The 19,755-nt window shown below is 52.9% G+C and carries 16 protein-coding genes; 13 read left to right on the top strand and 3 right to left on the bottom strand.

Annotation, left to right across the window (positions count from 1 at the left end):
- Nucleotides 1–78 precede the first annotated feature (78 nt).
- The 5 genes from AC27K1_RS05930 (at nt 79) to AC27K1_RS05910 (ending at nt 6,917) form a co-directional block, all read left to right on the top strand.
- Entirely contained in the window at nt 79–2,325 is a 2,247-nt protein-coding gene (locus tag AC27K1_RS05930; protein ID WP_487149052.1) for an ABC transporter substrate-binding protein, read from the top strand.
- Between the two features lie 50 nt (nt 2,326–2,375).
- The gene (locus AC27K1_RS05925) at nt 2,376–3,353 is read left to right on the top strand and encodes an ABC transporter permease (protein ID WP_487149051.1); all 978 of its coding nucleotides are present in this window, start codon (nt 2,376–2,378) and stop codon (nt 3,351–3,353) included.
- Between the two features lie 13 nt (nt 3,354–3,366).
- On the top strand, nt 3,367–4,752 hold the full coding sequence (locus tag AC27K1_RS05920) for an ABC transporter permease (RefSeq protein ID WP_487149050.1): 1,386 nt from the start codon (nt 3,367–3,369) through the stop codon (nt 4,750–4,752).
- Complete coding sequence (locus AC27K1_RS05915; protein WP_487149049.1) at nt 4,749–6,437, top strand: ABC transporter ATP-binding protein; 1,689 nt, start codon at nt 4,749–4,751, stop codon at nt 6,435–6,437. The genes AC27K1_RS05920 and AC27K1_RS05915 overlap by 4 nt, the downstream gene beginning before the upstream one ends.
- Before the next feature lie 129 nt (nt 6,438–6,566).
- Nucleotides 6,567–6,917, top strand: coding sequence for a hypothetical protein (locus tag AC27K1_RS05910; protein WP_487149048.1), 351 nt, complete (start codon nt 6,567–6,569; stop codon nt 6,915–6,917).
- A gap of 54 nt (nt 6,918–6,971) precedes the next feature.
- On the opposite strand, the gene AC27K1_RS05905 is transcribed toward AC27K1_RS05910, so the two are convergent.
- Nucleotides 6,972–7,691, bottom strand: a complete 720-nt coding sequence (locus tag AC27K1_RS05905) for an SDR family NAD(P)-dependent oxidoreductase (RefSeq protein ID WP_487149047.1) — start codon at nt 7,689–7,691, stop codon at nt 6,972–6,974.
- 76 nt (nt 7,692–7,767) lie between these two features.
- Nucleotides 7,768–8,184 carry a PPC domain-containing DNA-binding protein gene (locus AC27K1_RS05900; protein WP_487149045.1) on the bottom strand — a complete coding sequence of 139 codons (417 nt, stop codon included), beginning with the start codon at nt 8,182–8,184 and terminating at the stop codon, nt 7,768–7,770.
- A 151-nt stretch (nt 8,185–8,335) separates the two neighbouring features.
- Between AC27K1_RS05900 and AC27K1_RS05895 the strand changes: the two genes are divergently transcribed.
- From AC27K1_RS05895 to AC27K1_RS05860, 8 genes are all read left to right on the top strand, one after another.
- Nucleotides 8,336–9,481, top strand: coding sequence for a helix-turn-helix transcriptional regulator (locus AC27K1_RS05895; protein WP_487149043.1), 1,146 nt, complete (start codon nt 8,336–8,338; stop codon nt 9,479–9,481).
- A gap of 362 nt (nt 9,482–9,843) precedes the next feature.
- The gene (locus tag AC27K1_RS05890; protein WP_487149041.1) at nt 9,844–10,227 is read left to right on the top strand and encodes a hypothetical protein; all 384 of its coding nucleotides are present in this window, start codon (nt 9,844–9,846) and stop codon (nt 10,225–10,227) included.
- 254 nt (nt 10,228–10,481) lie between these two features.
- A complete protein-coding gene (locus AC27K1_RS05885; protein ID WP_487149040.1) occupies nt 10,482–11,783 on the top strand; it encodes a parallel beta-helix domain-containing protein in 1,302 nt (433 codons plus the stop codon).
- 3 nt (nt 11,784–11,786) lie between these two features.
- Complete coding sequence (locus tag AC27K1_RS05880; RefSeq protein WP_487149038.1) at nt 11,787–12,920, top strand: SO2930 family diheme c-type cytochrome; 1,134 nt, start codon at nt 11,787–11,789, stop codon at nt 12,918–12,920.
- A 96-nt stretch (nt 12,921–13,016) separates the two neighbouring features.
- Nucleotides 13,017–14,990 carry a DUF1302 domain-containing protein gene (locus AC27K1_RS05875; protein ID WP_487149037.1) on the top strand — a complete coding sequence of 658 codons (1,974 nt, stop codon included), beginning with the start codon at nt 13,017–13,019 and terminating at the stop codon, nt 14,988–14,990.
- Between the two features lie 29 nt (nt 14,991–15,019).
- Nucleotides 15,020–16,333: a DUF1329 domain-containing protein gene (locus AC27K1_RS05870; protein ID WP_487149035.1), complete on the top strand. Its 1,314-nt coding sequence runs from the start codon at nt 15,020–15,022 to the stop codon at nt 16,331–16,333.
- A 140-nt stretch (nt 16,334–16,473) separates the two neighbouring features.
- On the top strand, nt 16,474–17,067 hold the full coding sequence (locus tag AC27K1_RS05865) for a LemA family protein (RefSeq protein WP_487149034.1): 594 nt from the start codon (nt 16,474–16,476) through the stop codon (nt 17,065–17,067).
- Between the two features lie 9 nt (nt 17,068–17,076).
- Nucleotides 17,077–18,957 (top strand): M48 family metallopeptidase, encoded by a 1,881-nt coding sequence (locus AC27K1_RS05860; protein ID WP_487149032.1) that lies wholly within the window; start codon nt 17,077–17,079, stop codon nt 18,955–18,957.
- 92 nt (nt 18,958–19,049) lie between these two features.
- On the opposite strand, the gene AC27K1_RS05855 is transcribed toward AC27K1_RS05860, so the two are convergent.
- Nucleotides 19,050–19,706 (bottom strand): glutathione S-transferase family protein, encoded by a 657-nt coding sequence (locus tag AC27K1_RS05855; RefSeq protein ID WP_487149030.1) that lies wholly within the window; start codon nt 19,704–19,706, stop codon nt 19,050–19,052.
- Between the last annotated feature and the right edge of the window lie 49 nt (nt 19,707–19,755).

Below are 19,755 nucleotides of genomic sequence, written 5' to 3'. Positions count from 1 at the left end.
ACAGCATCCGTTTTACGCCAGATCTCGCACAAAACCACCTAAACAGGTACCCTGACCAAAACAATAATGAGCCCGTAAATGATGGAAAAAGCCTGCCTCATGCACGATAACGAGACAGCTGACAGACACCGCCACCGTTTTTGGTCCCGGTTGTCGCCTCTGATGGGTCTGTTTGTGCTGCCCCTTGTCCTTCTGGGCGGCTGCTCTGATACCTGGAACGATCCCCACGCACCGGAGTCTGAAGACAAAGTCACCTATTACGCCAGCTATTCCAACCAGCCGCGCCATCTGGACCCGGTACGGGCTTACAGCGCCGAAGAAGGGCTCTTTCTGGAGCAGATATACGAACCGCCCCTGCAATACCATTTCCTGAAACGGCCTTATGAACTGATCACTGCCACTGCCGCAAACATGCCGACAGTGACGTACCTGGACGACAAGCGTCAACCGCTTGGCAGTGATGCCGAATCGCCTGCCTACAGTGTCTTCACGGTCAAGATCAAGCCGGGTATCCATTATCAGCCCCATCCGGCACTGGCGCGCGCAGGCGGTCATCCGCTGTATTTCTTTGAGTACGCCAGCGAAGCGTCGGAATATGGTGCACTGGATGACTTTGCCGAAACCGGCACTCGTGAACTCGTTGCCGATGACTACATCTACGCCATCAAGCGGATGGGGGATCCTTCGAATAAATCGCCTTTGATCGGTTTTATGGCGGATTACATCGTTGGCCTGAAGGCATTCACGCAGACCATCACCGAAGCGAGAAAAGCAGAAAATACGCCATTATGGTTCGATCTTCGCCAATACGGCATGAATGGTCTGGAAAAAATTGATAATCACACCTTTGCCATCACCATTAACGGCAAGTATCCACAATTTCGCTACTGGCTGGCGACCCGATTCTTCTCGCCCATCCCCTGGGAAGCGGATCGTTTCTACCACAACCCGGGATTCAGGGAACGCAACCTGACTCTGGACTGGCATCCCATTGGTACCGGACCTTTCATGATGGCGGAGAATGATCCCAACCGTAAGATTGCCCTGGTGCGCAACCCTAATTTCCGGGAAGAACTTTATCCCGATGAAGGCGCCCCCGGGGACCAGGAAAAAGGTCTGCTGGCAGATGCCGGCCAATCACTGCCCATGATTGACCAGGCCATTTTCGTCAATGAAAAAGCCTCCATCCCCCAGTGGAAGAAATTCCTGCAGGGTTATTACGACCGCTCCGGCGACGAAAGCAGCAATATCAATTCTGCAACCTTTGACCAGGCCTTTAACACCGGACCAGATGGCATGTCGCTCTCTGATGAGCTGTTAGCCCATGGCGTCAGGGTCGATGAAGAGATTCGCCCATCGCTCTACTACACCGGTTTCAATATGCTGGATCCGGTTGTCGGTGGTTACAGTGAAAAACAACGAAAGCTGCGCCGCGCCATTGCCATCGCCTGGGATGACCAGGAGTTCATCGATATTTTCTACAACGGGCTGGGCCAGCAGGCACAGAGCCCCATTCCGCCGGGACTTTTTGGTGCCAAAGAAGGCAGGGAAGGTATCAACCCCTGGATCTTTGACTGGGATGAGGCAGGCAACCGCCCGGTTCGGAAATCCATCAAACAGGCAAAACAGCTGTTGACTGAAGCCGGCTATCCCGGCGGCCGCGATGCGGTAACCGGCAAACCGCTGGTACTTTACCTGGATACCGCCGGGAGTGATTCCGGCCCCGGCGCCGACTGGATGCGCAAGCAGCTGGATAAGCTCGGTATCCAGCTTGAATTCCGCCCCACCGATTACACCCGATTTAAGGAAAAGATGCGCCAGGGAAACACCCAGATCTTCCGCTGGGGCTGGCTGGCAGACTACCCGGACCCGGAAAATTTCCTGTTCATGCTCGACAGTCGCCAGGGCGCGCAGAAGTGCAAATGCGACGGGATCAACACCGCCAATTACCACAACCCGGAATATGACCGTCTTTTCGATCGCATGAAAACCATTGATAACGGCCCCGAACGCGCCGCCATTATCGGCAAAATGGTCGACATCATGCGCAGAGACAATCCCTGGATCATGGGTTTCCATATCAAGGATTACTACCTCAGCAATGCCTGGGTACATAACACCAAGCGTCATGGCATCAGCCTGGGCACCCTGAAATATGTGCGGGTTGAACCCGCACTGCGCGCAGAAAAACAACTGGCCTGGAACCGCCCGGTACTGACGCCGCTCGTTGTGACACTGGGCATTGTTATTGCGCTGCTGATTCCCGCGATTCGCGCTTACCGCAACCGCCAGCGCAGCACGGTTATCGGAGGTCGCCAGGAATGAGTCACCTGTACCCACGGTTGCCCGGACGCAGCCCCCGGAGTGAATGAACCATGTTTGCCTATCTGATCCGCCGTGTGCTTTATGCCCTCCCGATCTTGATCGGCGTTAACCTGTTGACCTTTGCGCTGTTCTTCATCGTCAACACGCCACAGGATATGGCCCGTGCCCATCTGGGTGAAAAATATGTCACACAGGACGCCGTTGACCGCTGGGTAGCCGAGAAAGGGTATGACAAACCATTGTTTATCAACAGTGAAAATAGTGGATTATCAACCCTAACGGATACGATCTTCTTTGAAAAATCACTAAAACTCTTTATTTTTGATTTTGGTCAGTCCGACCAAGGGCGTGATATCAGTACCGATGTACTCGATCGTATGTGGCCAAGTCTTGCACTGGCGGTTCCAACGTTTATCGTGGGCATCTGGGTGAATATCTGTATCGCGTTGCTGGTGCTGATGTTCCGCGGCACAGTGCTCGATCGCTTTGCAGTAATGGTCTTTGTAGCACTGATGTCGATCTCCTATCTCTTCTACATCATTGCCGGTCAGTACCTGTTTGCCGGACTCTGGCGACTGGTGCCTGTTTCCGGTTTCAACCCTGGGGTGGATGCCTGGCGTTTCCTCGTGTTGCCGGTGATTATCGGCGTGCTGGCAGGGCTCGGCACCGGCGCCCGATGGTACCGCACCCTGTTCATCGAAGCCTCAGGGCAGGATTACGTGAAAACAGCCAGGGCCAAAGGCGCCAGCGAGATCAGGGTACTGTTCCGCCACATTCTGCCCAACGCGCTGCTGCCCATCCTGACCGGCGTGGTGGTGGTGATACCGCTGCTCTTCATGGGCAGCCTGATCATGGAATCCTTTTTCGGTATTCCCGGGCTCGGCAGTTACATGCTGACCGCCATCCAGGCCCAGGACTTCGCCATTGTCCGCGCCATGGTCTTTGTCGGATCCGTGCTTTACATCATTGGCCTGATCCTGACCGACATCTCGTACACCTGGGCCGACCCCAGGGTTCGCCTGAACTGACAAGGATGACGCCATGAAACCGGTACTACTCTGGAGCGATACCCTGGTCTACCTGATGGTGGCGGCGCTGGTCGGCTTTGTCTTTTCCATCCGCCGTAATCCGGAGACCTGCGCACGCTGGCGGGAAGTGTTTGCCACACGGCTCGGCATGGTGACCTTTGTCATCATCATGGGCTATGTCAGCGTTGCCCTTCTGGACTCCCTGCATTTCCGTAAGGCGCTTCCACCAACGGAAGGACAGGGCAACCAGCAGGTGTTCTACAGCAACCAGGTTTACAGTGTGCTTGACCTGCTGCTCGGAGAAATGGGGGAAAACGATGAAAGGACATATTCCGCGCCGTTCGCCCTGAAATCCTTCGTCAAGGAGAACCGGCACACCGACGATGGCGGAACAGTCAGGGATTACCCAAGCCTCAAACACGCAGGCAACCACCTGGATTCACCGGATGACCAGATCAACGATATCGCCATTAACAGCGTGATTGCCCTGGGTAAAGGCCTGATTATCAGCGCGCTGCTTATCGGCTTGCATCTGGCATGGAGACAGCAAAAGAAATCCATAAATGGTAGCGAACTGCCATGGAAAAGCGCCTATATAACTCTAACAATCACGATATGCCTGCTCACCTGGCTCATCGACATCGGCAACCTTTACCATGTATTGGGCACTGACCAGGCTGGCAATGACACCCTCTATAAAACCCTGAAAAGCATCCGCACCGGTATCCTGATCGGGACTCTGGCCACCGTGATCATGATGCCGATTGCCATTGTGTTTGGCATCTCAGCCGGGTACTTCAAGGGCTGGGTGGACGATGCCATACAGTATCTCTACACCACGCTGAGCTCGATTCCCGGCATTCTCCTGATCGCCGCTTCCGTGTTGCTCTTCCAGGTCTTCATTGACAATAACCCCGACTTCTTTGAAGTGGGACTTGAGAAAGCAGACGCCAAGTTCCTCGGCCTCTGTTTCATTCTTGGCGTTACCAGCTGGGCTGGCCTCTGCCGGATGCTGCGTGCCGAAACCCTGAAAATCAGTCAGCTGGAATATGTCCAGGCTGCGCACGCCTTCGGGGTCAGTCACTGGCGTATTCTGATGCGTCATATTTTGCCCAATGTTATGCCGATCATCCTGATTACTTTTGTGCTCGATTTCAGCGGATTGGTTCTGGCTGAAGCGGTGCTGTCTTACATCGGTGTTGGCATTGATCCGGCCATGGCCAGCTGGGGCAACATGATCAATATGGCCCGCACCGAACTCTCCCGGGACCCGGTCGTTTGGTGGAACCTGATTGCCGCACTGCTGTTTATGTTCACGCTGGTACTGGCCACCAACCTGTTCTCCGACCTGGTGAATGACGCCTTTAATCCAAAGGCCCGGCTGGAGGGCAGTGCATGACCGGCAACACAGGACAATCTGTGGATAACCACAAGCAACCCGCTCTGGCAAGGGATTCAGAACAACCTGTGGATAATCAAAATACCCCGCAGACACCCCGACTTTCCGTCCGCAACCTGAGTGTACGGCTCACGGGAAATGGCCAAACCGGCATTCTGGACGATGTCAGTTTTGATCTTAATGCGGGTGAAATTTATGCCCTGGTGGGTGAATCGGGCAGTGGCAAATCGGTGACTGCCACAGCCATCATGCGCCTGCTGCCGGATGCCCTGACCATCACCGCCGGCGAGGTTTTACTGGAAGGCGACAACCTGTTTGCACTCACCGAACAAGCCATGACCTCCGTGCGCGGTGCCCGGATCGCCATGATCTTTCAGGATCCCATGAGCGCTCTCAATCCGGTTCAACGCGTCGGTGATCAGATTGCTGAAACGCTGCGCCTTCATGCCAGGGATAATGAACAAAACATCCGGAATCGCGTTGTCGAACTTTTGACGGAAACCGGGATTCCTGACCCGGAACGGCGGGTTGACTGGTATCCCCACCAGCTCTCGGGCGGCCAGCAACAGCGCGTAATGATTGCCATGGCGCTCGCCTGTGAACCGGACATCCTGCTGGCCGATGAGCCCACGACAGCACTCGATGTCACCATCCAGAAGCAAATCCTGGCCCTGGTGGCTGAACTCACCCTGAAACGTCGTCTGGCCGTTCTGCTGATTACCCATGATATGGGGGTCGTGAGAACCACGGCGGATCGTGTCGGGGTCATGTATCAGGGAAAAATCATCGAAGAAGCAGCCTGTGAAGACTTCTTCAATCATCCCAAGGAAGCCTATAGCCGTCGACTGATTGACAGCCTGCCGGATATGTCTGCCTACCGCTCTGAAGAGCATGAAACACCACTGCTCACGGTTCAGGATCTGAAAGTCCATTTCCCGATCCGCAAAGGCATCCTGCAGCGGGTGCACGACCACACCCGGGCTGTTGACGGCATCAGTCTGGATATTCGTCGCGGCGAGACCCTGGCGCTCGTGGGAGAATCCGGTAGCGGCAAGAGCACCACCGGACGGGCCATTCTGAACATGGATCGTGTGACGGCCGGCGTTATCCATTTTGACGGCCAGGACATCACCAATCTCTCGCGCCGGGCCATGCTGCCCCTCAGGAAACGGATTCAGGTGATCTTCCAGAGTCCCTATGCATCAATGAATCCCAGGATGACGGTTGGCGCCATTATCGAGGAAGGCATGATGTCCCTGCTGCCTGGGCTGGACAAACCGCAACGTCAGGCCCGTATCGAAGCCCTGCTGGAGCAGGTTCAGCTGGAACCGGAGCATCGGCTGCGCTATCCCCACGAATTCTCCGGCGGTCAGCGCCAGCGCATTGCCATCGCCCGTGCTCTCGCGGTTGAGCCCGACCTGATCATCTGCGATGAACCCACCAGCGCGCTGGATGTGTCTATTCGTGCAGAAGTCCTTGAACTGCTGCAGACGCTCCAAAATAACCTGGGGGTCTCCTACCTGTTTATCACCCACGATCTATCCATCATCCCCCAACTGGCGCATCGGGTAGCAGTTATGAAAGACGGTTTGATTGTGGAGCAGGGGAAAACGGAACAGATCATGACCAGCCCGCAGCACCCCTATACACAAGTGCTACTGGCCTCCTCCCAGCTACCAGGATAAGACTTTGGTCGAATGTTAAGCATGAATGGGAGACATAAACCGCCCCCGGTCACGACTTATGTCCCATTTTTTCATCCCACTCAATGCCATAACATTGTGATTCATCACTTGTACAAGGAGGGTACATTCATGCCAATTCAAACCAGTGCACTCGTCAACCTTGCAACCCAGGTTTTCAGTTCTACAACGGGGTGCTCAGAAAATATTTTGAATGTTTACGACAAGCATAAAGGCAATCCGAAACTACTCAACCTGCCGCTTACCCCTGCCAATGTAGAAAGGATTGTACAAGCCGAAAATGTAGCAGCGCTTAATGGTCCTTCCAAAACACTGGCTGATAGATTGGCTAAAGCGGCTACACCATTCAGAAGCATGCTTGCACATGGCGCAGCCCAGCAACTGGTCACTTCGCGCGAAGGACACTTTTCCGACAATGAATATTCACGAGCAGCCGTTGAAGGCATCACTGCCCTATTTTAATCGGAGGACATGACAAGAGGCTGCTATCTACCTGCTATTCAAACGTTGAAACCTTTACCAGGGTAGAACATCGCCTGACCAGTCAAGGAATTGACCCGTATCGTCCGCCGTCAGCCCCGTCAAAACGCTGACAATGCGCTGTGCGGACAGTTCAGGTGTGTACAGTTTGTCGTCTGGGGTATTCGACGTGAAGGGGCGTGAGAGGTTCGAGACAGTCGTTCCCGGGTGTATCGCTACGACAGCGGCTTGTTTGTGCGTTCTGCCAATTTCGATCGCTGCCGTTTTGACCAGCATATTCAGTGCTGCTTTTGAGGCCCGGTAGCCATACCAGCCACCCAGTCGGTTATCACCAATGCTACCCACTTTGGCACTGAGCGATGCAAATACGGTGGGGGTGTTTTTGGGCATAAGACCGGAAAAATATTTCAGCAGTAATCCCGGAATGATGGTATTGATTGCAAAGTAACGCGTAAGAGAATCTGCCGAAATATCCTGCAGGCGCTTTTCCGGTTGCAGGTGGTTATCGTCATGCAAAATGCCGATTGCATTGATTATCAGGTCATAGGAGTGACCCTGGGTTTTCATCGTGTTAGCGACAAAACCCAATGACTCTTCACTGTAATCAGATTCAATCAGTGTCTGAACAGTATCACTCTCAAACGCAAGCGCATCCCTGACAACACCGGTCACCACATAGTCACTCGCAAGGGTATCAGCGAGGGCACGACCAAGGCCGCCGTTAACACCGAAGATCAGTGCCTGCCTTTCTCTCATGACAGCCTCCTCCCAGAAAGTGTTTGTTATCCCTGAAGCTGTATTCGGGTCAAAACCTCAGCATTAACAATACTGATTACTGAATAGTTCTGTCAGGGTTGGCATGAACGACAAGTTCACGATAACCGGATAACGGACAGTGCTCTCTTGTCACCCTGACATCCGTGATTGGCATCAGTGCTACTTCGGCCGTTGTATGGACGATGGCGCCGGGTTTCAGGTGCCCCCCAACGACACGCCCTTTCTGGTCTGCAAGGCTGGCATGAATATGACTGCCATCATCTGTCAGCACGCCAACCAGGGACACAATTTCAAAAGATCCTTCCAGCGGTGTGACATCCTGCTGATCGGCAAAACGAATCATAGCCCTGGACAGGCTACCGACACACGTCATGATCGCTGCTGCACGGATGTTGTTCCGCGCAATAAACTGCTCCATACCATGATACAAATCCTCTCCCGGCTTAAGACGGAAAAGTAAACACGACGCCATTGTTCACCCCTGAAGTCACTGTATCGCCTACTTTTCAGCATAGTGTTACAACACATCATTGGCCTTACATCCCCATGAACAGTCATGCATAATGCAAGAAAGACGCCGCAATGCATTACAACAATAACGATGCTGAAACGGACTTAGTGACATGTTACCTATACAACAAGCCAGCCTCTTCTTTTGTTTGTCACTGACCCTGCTGAACCTGATTCTGGTGACAGCGTCTGGCAGGCGTGAACCCGTCACCCACTGTTTTGCACTGCTGCAACTGTGCCTGATCGCTTATCTTCTTCAGCCTTTAACCCTGCAACTGGATGCAGGCTTTTTCGTTGACTGGCTTGTGGCCCTGGGAAGAAATGCACTTCCCTGCGTCTTCTGGCTTGTATGCCTATTGACGTTTAATGACGAATTTAGACTAAACCGTCGTGTATTATTAATTGCGTCAATTGTCGCTTTATTTAGTCCGATACTGAAACTGGTCTTCCATGTCGTCGGTTATCAGCCTTCTCTCTGGATCAATTTCTTCAGTCACTGGATACCGCAATCCATCGAGTTTTTACTGATAGGGCACGCACTGGTAACGATTGGTCGTTACCTTCGTGAAGACTTAATACAAAACCGTCGTCGTTTGCGAGGATGGCTTCTCGGCTGCACTGGTTTTTACATAGCCTCTGTCGTATTAATGGAACAGCTTGTCGGATTAAGCGACAACATTCGTGTAATGAACAGCATTATGCTGGCTGCATTTCTTCTGATATTTAACGCATTGTTGCTTCGTTTCAAAACCGATCTTCTCTATCCTGCACGCCGACAGAAACAGGATATTGTCTTTACCTATAACAATAAAACGACAAGTGTCGCTGATGAACCGACAAAGGCCACATCTACTGATCACATTGAAGACACTACATTCAGTCGACTACAGTCGTTAATGGAAACCGAGCTGATATACCGGGAAGACAGCCTGACGATTGGTGAACTGGCCAGCCGGCTGAACATGCAGGAATACCGCCTCCGGTCTTTGATTAACCGACAACTGGGATACCGAAACTTCAACGACTACCTGAATCATTTCCGCATTCGGGAAATCAAGGAACGGCTCTCAGACTCGAGTCAGAAGGATATCCCGATCCTGACCATTGCTTTGGAAGCCGGCTTCCACTCCCTGAGCGCCTTCAACCGCGCGTTCAAGAATCGAATGGGAATCACACCCAGCCAATACCGCGAAGAGCGGCAGAGACTGCCTGAAAAGCCCACCAACTCACCCCTGACCGATTCTGAAACCACTGACTGATTTCCAAAAAATAACGACTTTCTGTCGCCTTCACCACAATCAGTCATATTCAGGGTCGTTGTTTCATGTAATTGGTGCTTATAGCCAGCCCTGGGTGCCAACACAGCTTTCCCCTGGCTGACCCAAAATCCGGTTTGCCCGAAAATCTGCCAGAAAAGCCCTCTGACAAGTTCCGGACACAAGCACTGACTCATTTCTGAACCATTGACTGATTTCTTAAATTTCCGCGTTTTTTAAACGTTTCGTCATTTATTTGGCGCCTTAAATCTCCAAGCACCACCGTCATAGAGGAAGGACCCTGCCGACCTAGAATTAGTTAACAACCGATCAAATTGCTCTTTGACCATTCGGAGATAGAAACCATGAAGTATCCGTTGTTACTGGTTCTTGCTCTGTGCTTCTCAATTAACACCGCAACGGCTGACGTTGTGGATGATCTCAAGGATCTTCTTGAGCAGTCAGAAACCTTCAAAGAAACAGCTGTCGACTGTTACCTGGCCATGAAAATCCAGAAATCTGATGGGTGGAATACGAGTGCCTGTAACAACTACAAAGCCCTCGCCACCAGCATCTGGGATTACAAAACGCAGGTTGAAGTGACAACAAAGTCTTTCCGCCACTACGCCAAGGCGGGCGAGGGATCACGCAGTCGTATCAAGCGGGGGCTTAAATACCTGATCATTATGGAAGCCAACATGGAAACACTGGTCTGGTTCTCCAATAAATTCAAAGCCCTTGGGAAATAGCTATCTCACATGCCTTCTTTATCCTCCTCGCACCATGGTGGGAGGGGGAGGCACAGCCTTCGTGGCCACGACTGACTCATTCTGAAATTCCCTGACCGATTTCAAAAACGCCTGCTTTTTTCCAATTTTCGCCGAGTTTATGACGCCTGATATCCGTAGAGTGAGCTTCCCGGGCTACTGAATAAACTGTGACCTCAACTTTCTAATGTCTCTCGTTGAGCGCACACCAATAAAAAGTAATGGAGAGAGCCGCCGTGTCCTATTCACGTTTTATGATTCCCGCCCTGGCCTTGTTACTGGCCGGCTGCAGCGAGGATCCCTCATCATCCGCACAGGTTCCGACACCTGAGAAGAGTTTTAGCAAAAAATTGCAAACCCAGCTGGTCATGGCCAAGCCCGGTGATGTTATTGAGATTCCGGAAGGGTTTTATGAACTGGATCGCAGCCTGACACTCAGTGTCGATGGCGTCACCATCCGCGGAGCCGGCATGGACAAAACCATTTTGTCCTTCAAGAACCAGGTGGCCGGTGCTGAAGGCATGATGGTCACCGCGAGCGATTTCACCCTGGAAGATCTCGCCATTGAAGACACCAAGGGCGATTCCATCAAGATCAACCAGGCAAAGAATATTGTTATCCGGCGGGTTCGTTCGGAATGGACCAATGGCCCATCCACCGAAAATGGTTCCTATGGCTTTTATCCGGTCATGACAGAAAACACGCTGATTGAGGATTCAGTCGTCATTGGCGCATCAGATGCCGGTATCTATGTCGGTCAGTCTTACAACGTCGTTATTCGTAACAACCGGGCGGAATACAATGTGGCCGGTTATGAAATCGAAAATACCATCGGTGCTGATGTTTATAACAATGTCGCCACCAACAATACCGGCGGCGTCCTGATCTTCAATATGCCTTACCTGACCCAGCCCGGTCATAGCACCCGTATCTACAACAACGAAATTTACAGCAATAACACGGAAAATTTTGCACCCAAGGGAACCGCTGTCGCCAGTGTACCGGCGGGTTCCGGCATCCTGATCAATTCCAACGATAATGTTGAGATATTTGGTAATAACCTGAAAGACAACGACACCGCAAACATTATCGTCAGCAGCCTGCTGACGGCGGATTACCAGGAAGAGTACACATCGTCCGATAACTTCGATCCGTTCCCGGAAGGTATTTTTATCTATGACAATACCTACAGCGGCGGCGGCGCATCACCCGGTCGTATTGAACTCAAGGCATTGAAAGTCGCTCAGTTCGGCCTGACTGGTCGTCTGCCTGACATTCTCTGGGATGGCGTGATCAACCCCAAGCATCTCACTGCGGGTAAAACTTCTGTCGAAACCATTCTCTGCATCGATGATGCGGCCGCAGGCTTCATCAACGTTGACGCTTCCAACGATTTCAAAGGCATATCCACCGACAAATCACCCCACAACTGCCAAATGCAGAAGTTGGCGGCCATTAATCTGGGTTCCCTGGATAGCAAACAGGAAAGCACGCTGTCGACCCTGGAGACTTCCGAAAACACCAGCAAAGAGGGCTGAACCATGCCGCGCATAGCTGTTATTGCGTCACTCCTGGCTTCCCTGTTTCTGGCCGGTTGCAGCAAGGAGCCGCCCCGGCTGATGCTGACCGGTTCCAATTACCCAGAGCGCCTCAGCGAGTGGCGTATCCTGGCTATAGACGACGGCCATCTTAAAACAGGCCATCGGGTTGTGCCCTATGACCTGAACACAGCCCTGTTCACGGATTACGCCAGCAAGCTGAGAACCGTCTGGATGCCAGAAGGACAGGCAGCCGTTCCCGGCGAAAACGATGAACTGGTTTATCCTGACGGCACCCTTATCAGCAAGACCTTTTACTACCCGATTACCGACAAAAATGATCGTAGTCGTGTAAAAGCCTCTGACGGTTCTGCCGTGCTGTATGACAACAACGACGGTCTGCCGATGGATCAGGTTCGGCTGATGGAAACCCGGGTACTGGTCAAGCTGAAAGACAGCTGGGTTGCGCTGCCCTATATCTGGAACGAAACGCAGACAGAAGCTTTCCTCGATGTCGCAGGTGACAGCACAAACCTGACACTGGTGAAAAACGACAGTGATGAAAAGTTCACCTACATCGTACCCGATGCCAACGAGTGTGCCGGCTGCCATGCGGACGGCAAAAGCCGCAAGCTGGTCAAGCCCATTGGTCCTCGTATCCGTCACCTGAACCGCGATCTTGTCTATGCCGATGGCAAGCAGAACCAGCTGGATTATTGGACTGCACACGGCCTGCTCACCGGTGTCGATAGTGCAACCGCCACCCAGAATGCCCTTTGGCCTAATGGCCGGCCCGGTGAAACGCTGGAACATCGCGCCAGAAGCTACCTGGATATCAACTGCGCCCATTGCCACAACCCGAAAGGCGCTGCCAAGAACAGCGGCCTGTGGCTGACATGGGACACCACAACGCCGGTACGCCTGGGCTTCTGCAAGCCTCCGGTTGCCGCCGGCAAGGGCACGGGTGACCGCAAGGTTGCCATCCAGCCCGGTGATCCTGAGGGTTCCATCCTGCTGTACCGGATGCAGTCCAACGATCCCGGGGAGATGATGCCGGAACTCGGTCGTTCAACATCCCACGCGGAAGGCGTGGCACTGGTCAGCGAGTGGATTGCCTCTCTGGAGGGGGACTGCTGAAAACCCGCCGCACTGACCGTCATGGGAGGTGCGGCCTTGAAGTAAAAGAGCACATAGCCTGACTAACAATAATGATAAAGGCAGGAGCCAATAATAATGATAATAAAGAAAACCAGACGACGATTTACGCCTCTAACCCGCTGTTCCAGCGCGGTACTGGCTGCAGTACTGAGCAGCCCTGTGGTTGCGGCTGAAATAGAGCTGCTCGATGGACAAGTAACCGGCAACCTGGACAGCCGTATTTCATGGGGTGGTACCTGGCGACTCGAAAGCCCGGATTTGTCCGATGATAACGGCGATGTGAACGAGAATGATGGAAAACGTGCCAACGACACGGGTCTTGTTTCCAACGTTTTCCGTTTCTCCGCTGATCTGGAGCTGAACTACGAAAACTATGGTGCGTTTGTCCGCGGCACGGCTTTCTATGACAGCGTCATTATGGATGGCAAAAATGACTGGCTGGATACCAATGCCCGCCAGACCGCCAAGGGCATCCCGGATCAGACCGGCACTTACACCTACGGTGACGACTGGTCCGACGGCGTAAAGGAAAACCAGGGTAAAGATGCCAGAATCCAGGACGCTTACGTTTTCGGTTACTGGGATATCTTCGATATGCCTGTCGATATCCGCTTCGGCAAGCAGGTGGTGAACTGGGGCGAAGGGCTTTTCTATGCGGATGGTATCAACACCAGCAATGCCTTCGACCTGGCAGCCGGCACACTGCCCGGTTCCCAGATCAAGGACCTGCTGATTCCCCAGACAGCCCTGCTGTTTGATATCGGCCTCAGTGACAAACTGTCGCTCAGCGCCTATTACCAGTTTGACTGGGAAAGCCATGTCCTGCCCGGACGCGGCACCTTCCACAGCGGCCAGGATGTGTTTATCGAAGGCTCTGATTTTGCCTATGACAATATTCCTGCCGACTTTGCCGATGTTGCCGCAGCGTGGCCTGGAGGAGACGCTAATTTCTATGAAGCTGTCGGTCTCAACCATACGGGGGATTTTCTTGTCGTTGCGGATACATCAGGCAAAAAGAACGCCAGTAATAACGGCCAGTTTGGTGTGAGCTTGAAGTACCTGGCGGAGTCGCTGAACGATACAGAATTTGGTTTTTACTATATCCAATACAACTCCCATGCACCGTATATTGATGCGCAAATAACCCAAGACGCTGTTACCAATGCTCAAGGTCAGATCGCACAATGGACTGCAGATCTTTCAGATGGCAACCCCAACGGTATGGGTGACTTTCTATTTGCAGCCGTCGGGGGCGACCCTGACGCCTTCGAGGCATTGGCAGGCGGTATCGCCGGCGCAGGCATTCTTGGCAGCGGCACCTATGCCGGTGTGATCTATCCGGAAGATATCCGGATGTTGGGTGTAAGTTTCAGTACAGTCATTGGTGGTACATCAGTTGCAGGCGAATTGACTTATCGCCCCAACATGCCCATCTGGATAGATGATCCTGACAACCTGATAGACCGGACTAGCAGGGCCTTCGGCACCATTCTTGGCGGCGGAGACTGCTTTGGTATTTCGGAAGCCGATCCAGGCAGGGAATACTGTATCAGTGGTCCTGCATATAACAACTACACCCGTGTTGAGCTATGGACCGGCTCTCTTAACTTTATTCACAGCTTTGGTCCAACGGGTTTCCTGAGCGACCTTAACGCTATCGGTGAAGCAGCTTTTGAACAAGTCAGCGGCCTCGGCGGTGATTACGACCGCTATGTCTCCACAGCATCCGGCCCCTGGAGTGAAGATGGCGAAACATTCTCCTACGGTCATCCGGATGACCGACTCGACCGCTTCGCCTGGGGTTACACCCTGGGGGTTTCCGGCACCATGTCCGATGTTTTGCCGGGTGTGAACCTCTACCCCGGTGCCACCGTCAAGCATGATGTCAGCGGCAACTCCCACCTGACCGGTAACTTCAAGGAAGACAGCAAGGGGCTGAGCCTGTCACTGGGCGCAGGCTACCAGGATTTCAGGGTTGGCCTGAACTGGTTCACCAATTTTGACGGGGACAAGGAGCATATCTCCGCGTCCATGAGTTACTCTTTCTGACCGGCAGGCACTTTGAGAGGATGCATACCATGATAAGAAACCACCTGCTCCTGGCCGGCAGTCTGGCCCTGACACTGACGTCGGGCGCCGTTTTGGCCAGTATTACCCCCCAGGACATCAGCAAACTGGGCAATGAGCTCACGCCACTGGGCGCTGACAAACTCGGCAATGCAGACGGCACAATTCCCGGCTGGGGAGAATCCACCAGCAGTGAATCCGTTGCAGCTGACAAGCCCCTGTTTGAAATAACCGCGGCCAACCTTGACCAATACCGGGATAACCTGACCACCGGGCAAATCGCCCTGTTTGAACGCTACCCGGAAACCTTCCGGATGCCGGTCTATCCCAGTCAGCGAACCGCAACTTATCCACAAAGAATCTACGAAAACACACTAAAAGCCGCTAATACTGCCGAACTCCTTAATGGTGGTAACGGATTCAAAGGCGCCTATGACGCCTACCCGTTCCCATTACCGGAAAACGGCCTGGAAGCGTTGTGGAACCATATCGTTCGCTACCGGGGTGAGTACATAAAGCGCCCTACGGTTGAAGCGACTGTGGAACAGAGTGGCAGCTATACCTACTCCCGTTCAGAGGACGAGATTCTTTTCAACTACAACCAGCCTGGCGGTAGTGAAGCGGAACTCGAAAATATCTTGTTCTACTACTTGTCTAAAAACGACGATGGCAGTGCCCAGCTGATTCACGAGACCCAGGATCAGGCCGCCGAGCCCCGACTCGCCTGGGGCTATCTGCCAGGTATCCGTCGTGTACGTCGGGCACCCATTCTCTCCTATGACACACCGGTAGGCGGCGGTGGTCTGCGCACTGCCGATGACACCGATCTGTATAACGGTGCGCCCGATCTGTATGACTGGACGTTGAAAGGCAAAAAGGAGATCTACATTCCCTACAACAACCAGCAGCTGCTGAAAGAAACGCCAGAGTACGATGACATTTTCATGGCCGGTCATATCAACCCGGATTTCACCCGCTATGAACTGCACCGGGTCTGGATCGTCGAAGGCAAGCTGAAGGATGACAAGCGTCATATCTATTCACGCCGGACACTCTATCTGGACGAAGACAGCTGGGGTGCCGCCATCGTGGATCAGTACGATGGTCGTGATCAGCTCTGGAAGGTGAGCATCGCCTACCTGGCCAACTACGAGGATGTGCCCACCACCTGGACGACGTGGGATGTCTTCCACGACCTGCAGTCACGTCGCTACCATGTGCAGGGCCTGGTCAACCAGGGCAAAACCGCCATTGATTTCCCGGAAGTCATGCCAAAGAAAAAGCACTTTACTCCGGCATCTTTGCGGCGGATGGGTAGACGATAGACCTACCGCTTCACACTCTCAGTCGGCCAATAGGCCGACTGTCAGCAATACTCCGAATCACGCACGTCCAGACGGGTTTCTGATACACTCAAAAATAGCTTTTGATTTTATAAACAGACTAACGAAGGAAGCTGGCCAAAATGGATATTTCGAGTATTGTCACGCTACTGATTATCGTAGCTATCGTTGTTTATATCATCACGATATACAACGGTCTGGTATCTAAAAAGAATGGCTATGAAAACGGCTTTTCCCAGATTGAAGTCCAGCTCAAGCGCCGTTATGACCTGATTCCCAACCTGGTGGAAACCGCCAAGGCCTACATGAGCCATGAGCAGGAAACTATGGAGAAGGTGATCAAGGCCCGAAACCAGGCATCCGAGATCCTGAAATCCATGGCCGGCAACCTTACCGCTGACAATGTGAAAAAGTTCAGTGGCGCCGAGCAGGCGTTGGCAGGCGCCATGGGCAGTCTGAACGTGGTCATGGAAAACTACCCGGACCTCAAGGCCAACGAGAACATGATGCAGCTTTCCGAGGAGCTGACCAGCACGGAAAACAAGGTCGCCCGGGCGCGTCAGTTCTATAACGATGCCGTGACGGATTACAACACCTACCGCCAGTCCTTCCCCCAGATCCTCTTTGCGGCCAAATTCGGCCATGGCAAGGATGCAGGCCTGCTCGAATTTGAAGACAGCGAGCAGCTGCAGGCAGCGCCTAAAGTCAGCTTTTAAGACCCGCCAATGACATTCTTCCAGTGGCAGAAAGACGCCCGGCGTAAAACCGGGCGTTTGGTCGTGTTAATGGGCCTGGCCGTATTCAGCCTTATTGCCGGCTCGAATCTGGTGTACGCCTTGTTCCGCGGTTACAAGTCTGAACAGCCCTGGACCACCTGGTTCACACTCGACACCTTTTTCATCTTCAGTTGCCTGATAGGCTCCGTCGTCCTCTCCGCCAGTGTGATCCGTACCCTTTCATTGCGCAGCAAGGGGGGTAAGGCAGTGGCTGAATCCCTTGGCGGCAAACGGGTTGATCCCGCAACGGAGCATTTCCACGAGAGAAGGCTGCTCAATATCGTGGAAGAAATGGCCATTGCCTCCGGTACGCCTGTGCCTGACGTTTATGTGCTTCATGGCGAAAAAAGTATTAATGCCTTTGCTGCAGGCTTCACACTGCAGGATGCCGTGATCGGTGTAACGAAAGGCACCATGGAACAACTGACACGTGATGAACTGGAAGGCGTCATTGCCCATGAATTCAGCCATATCATTCATGGCGATATGCGACTGAACATTCGCCTCATCGGTATCGTTTATGGCATTACCATGCTGGCGGAATTCGGTTACATCCTGATGCGTGCCGGCGGCAGCTCGCGCTCCCGGGATGGCACTCCGCTAGCTATCGCCGGACTGGGTCTCATGATCATCGGTTACAGCGGGGCGTTTTTCGGCAACCTGATCAAAGCCTCCGTCAGCCGGACCCGTGAATACCTCGCGGATGCCTCTGCGCTCCAATACACGCGCAATAACGAAGGCATTGCCAATGCGCTGAGCAAGATCGGCGGTTCAGCGCACAGCTCTTTACTGCAGTCCGCCCATGCTCCAGACGTCAGCCATATGATGTTTGGCAAATCCGTCGGTGGTTTTTTCAATGCGCTGTTTTCCACGCATCCTCCACTGGAGGATCGCATTCGTAAACTGATGCCGGACTGGGACGGTAAATATATCACTCCCGTTCTCATCGAAGCGGATACCGATACACCCACGGCAACCGCCACAGAAACGAGCACAGGTACCGGCTCAATCAAGGCAGAGGCGCTGACCGCCTCTCTCAATGCCATGGGAGCACCGAATGCGTCGCACATGGCCTATGCGACAACATTACTCAGTGCCCTGCCAATGCGACTGGCTGGCGCCGTTCATCAGAAAGACGACTCGGTTATGCTGCTCATGGCCCTGATGCTGGATGATAACCCTGACATGGTCGAGAAGCGGGCCACGATTATTCGAAAACACTATGATGAAGAAACTCTCAATCAGACGATCGAGCTCTACAACACCATCGACAGCAACAGCGTGTCAGACCCACTGGTATTGGTTGAACTGACATTGCCCACCTTGAGAACACTCCCTCGGCCCCAACAAAAACAACTGTTACAGACCTTACAGGAACTGGCAAAGGCCGATGGAAAAACCAGTCCCCATGAATGGGCTTTATTGGCCATTGTTCAGCATCATCTGGGCAGCAGCCGACACAAAAAGACTCAGATGCCATTTGACAGCTACGGCGATGTTCGAAAGATTGGTGCAGAATCCGCACAGATTGTCAGTGCACTGATCAGCATGTCTGGCATGGATAAAGCAGCGAAACAGGCATGTTATAAGAAAACCATGACATTACTGGGGCTTGAACTGCAAAAGCCGCCCGGCAAGATGAGTTATCGGGATCTCTCCAATGCCCTGGAAGCGGCCAATCGATTACAACCGGAAGCCAAAGAAAAACTGCTGCAGGCCTGCTGCCAGTGTATCGAACATGATGGGCAGGTTGAGCTGGCTGAAGCACAAACGCTACGCGCTATGGCAGTTGTCATGGAATGTCCAATTCCTCCATTAACAACATCCTGAAAACACTTAGCCATCATTGCATTGACCGGCATTGATTGACCGTCATTAAAACTCAAGCTGGGTTAATACAATACCCAGCCCGTAACAATAACCTAAGCCATGATCCAACTGCCCTGCGCCCGATAGCGCTCAATCGATAACGGCTCAAAATCTTCCACAACCGACAGCCTCACGGATTCCCGGGCGAGCAACGCATCACTCCAGCGCTGCAGCTTTGGATAAACCTTCAGCAATTCCGTCGAGAAGTTACGATCCAATGTCCGGGTTCGCATCATCAATGGGGCACCTGATGTATCGACCAGGGAAAAGCGTGCTCCGGCGAACCATGGACCTTCATCATCCAACTGCTCTTCCAGCCGGGAAAGTCCACCCACAAAGGTATCCCGTTCCCGTTCAAATTCGGCCTGATCTTTCGCCATAATCAGTCGATACTGGCTCATAAACAGTGTAGAGATATATTCAACCCAGCCGCGGTGATGGGCTTTTTCCAGCGGGTCGGATGGATGCAGGGAAGGCGGCGTCACTTCATCCAGGTATTCATTAATGACGGCCGATTCAAACAGCACCGTATCACCAATCCGCAACACCGGTACCTTTCCCGTTGGCGAGATTTTAAGGAACCAGTCAGGCTTGTTGGCCAGGTCGATGTAGGTGATATCAAAAGGCACCCCTTTCTCCAGCAATGTGATCACTGAACGCTGAACAAACGGACACAGCTTAAAGCTGATCAGTTCAATGCTATCCGCCATAACTCTCTCCTGTAAGCCGCCAACGCAGTATTAGACAAGCCACCCTGTG

The organism is Kistimonas ophiarachnellae (assembly GCF_057552235.1).
Note: the sequence above shows the minus strand (reverse complement) of the source record. Positions and strands in the feature narration are given on the sequence as shown.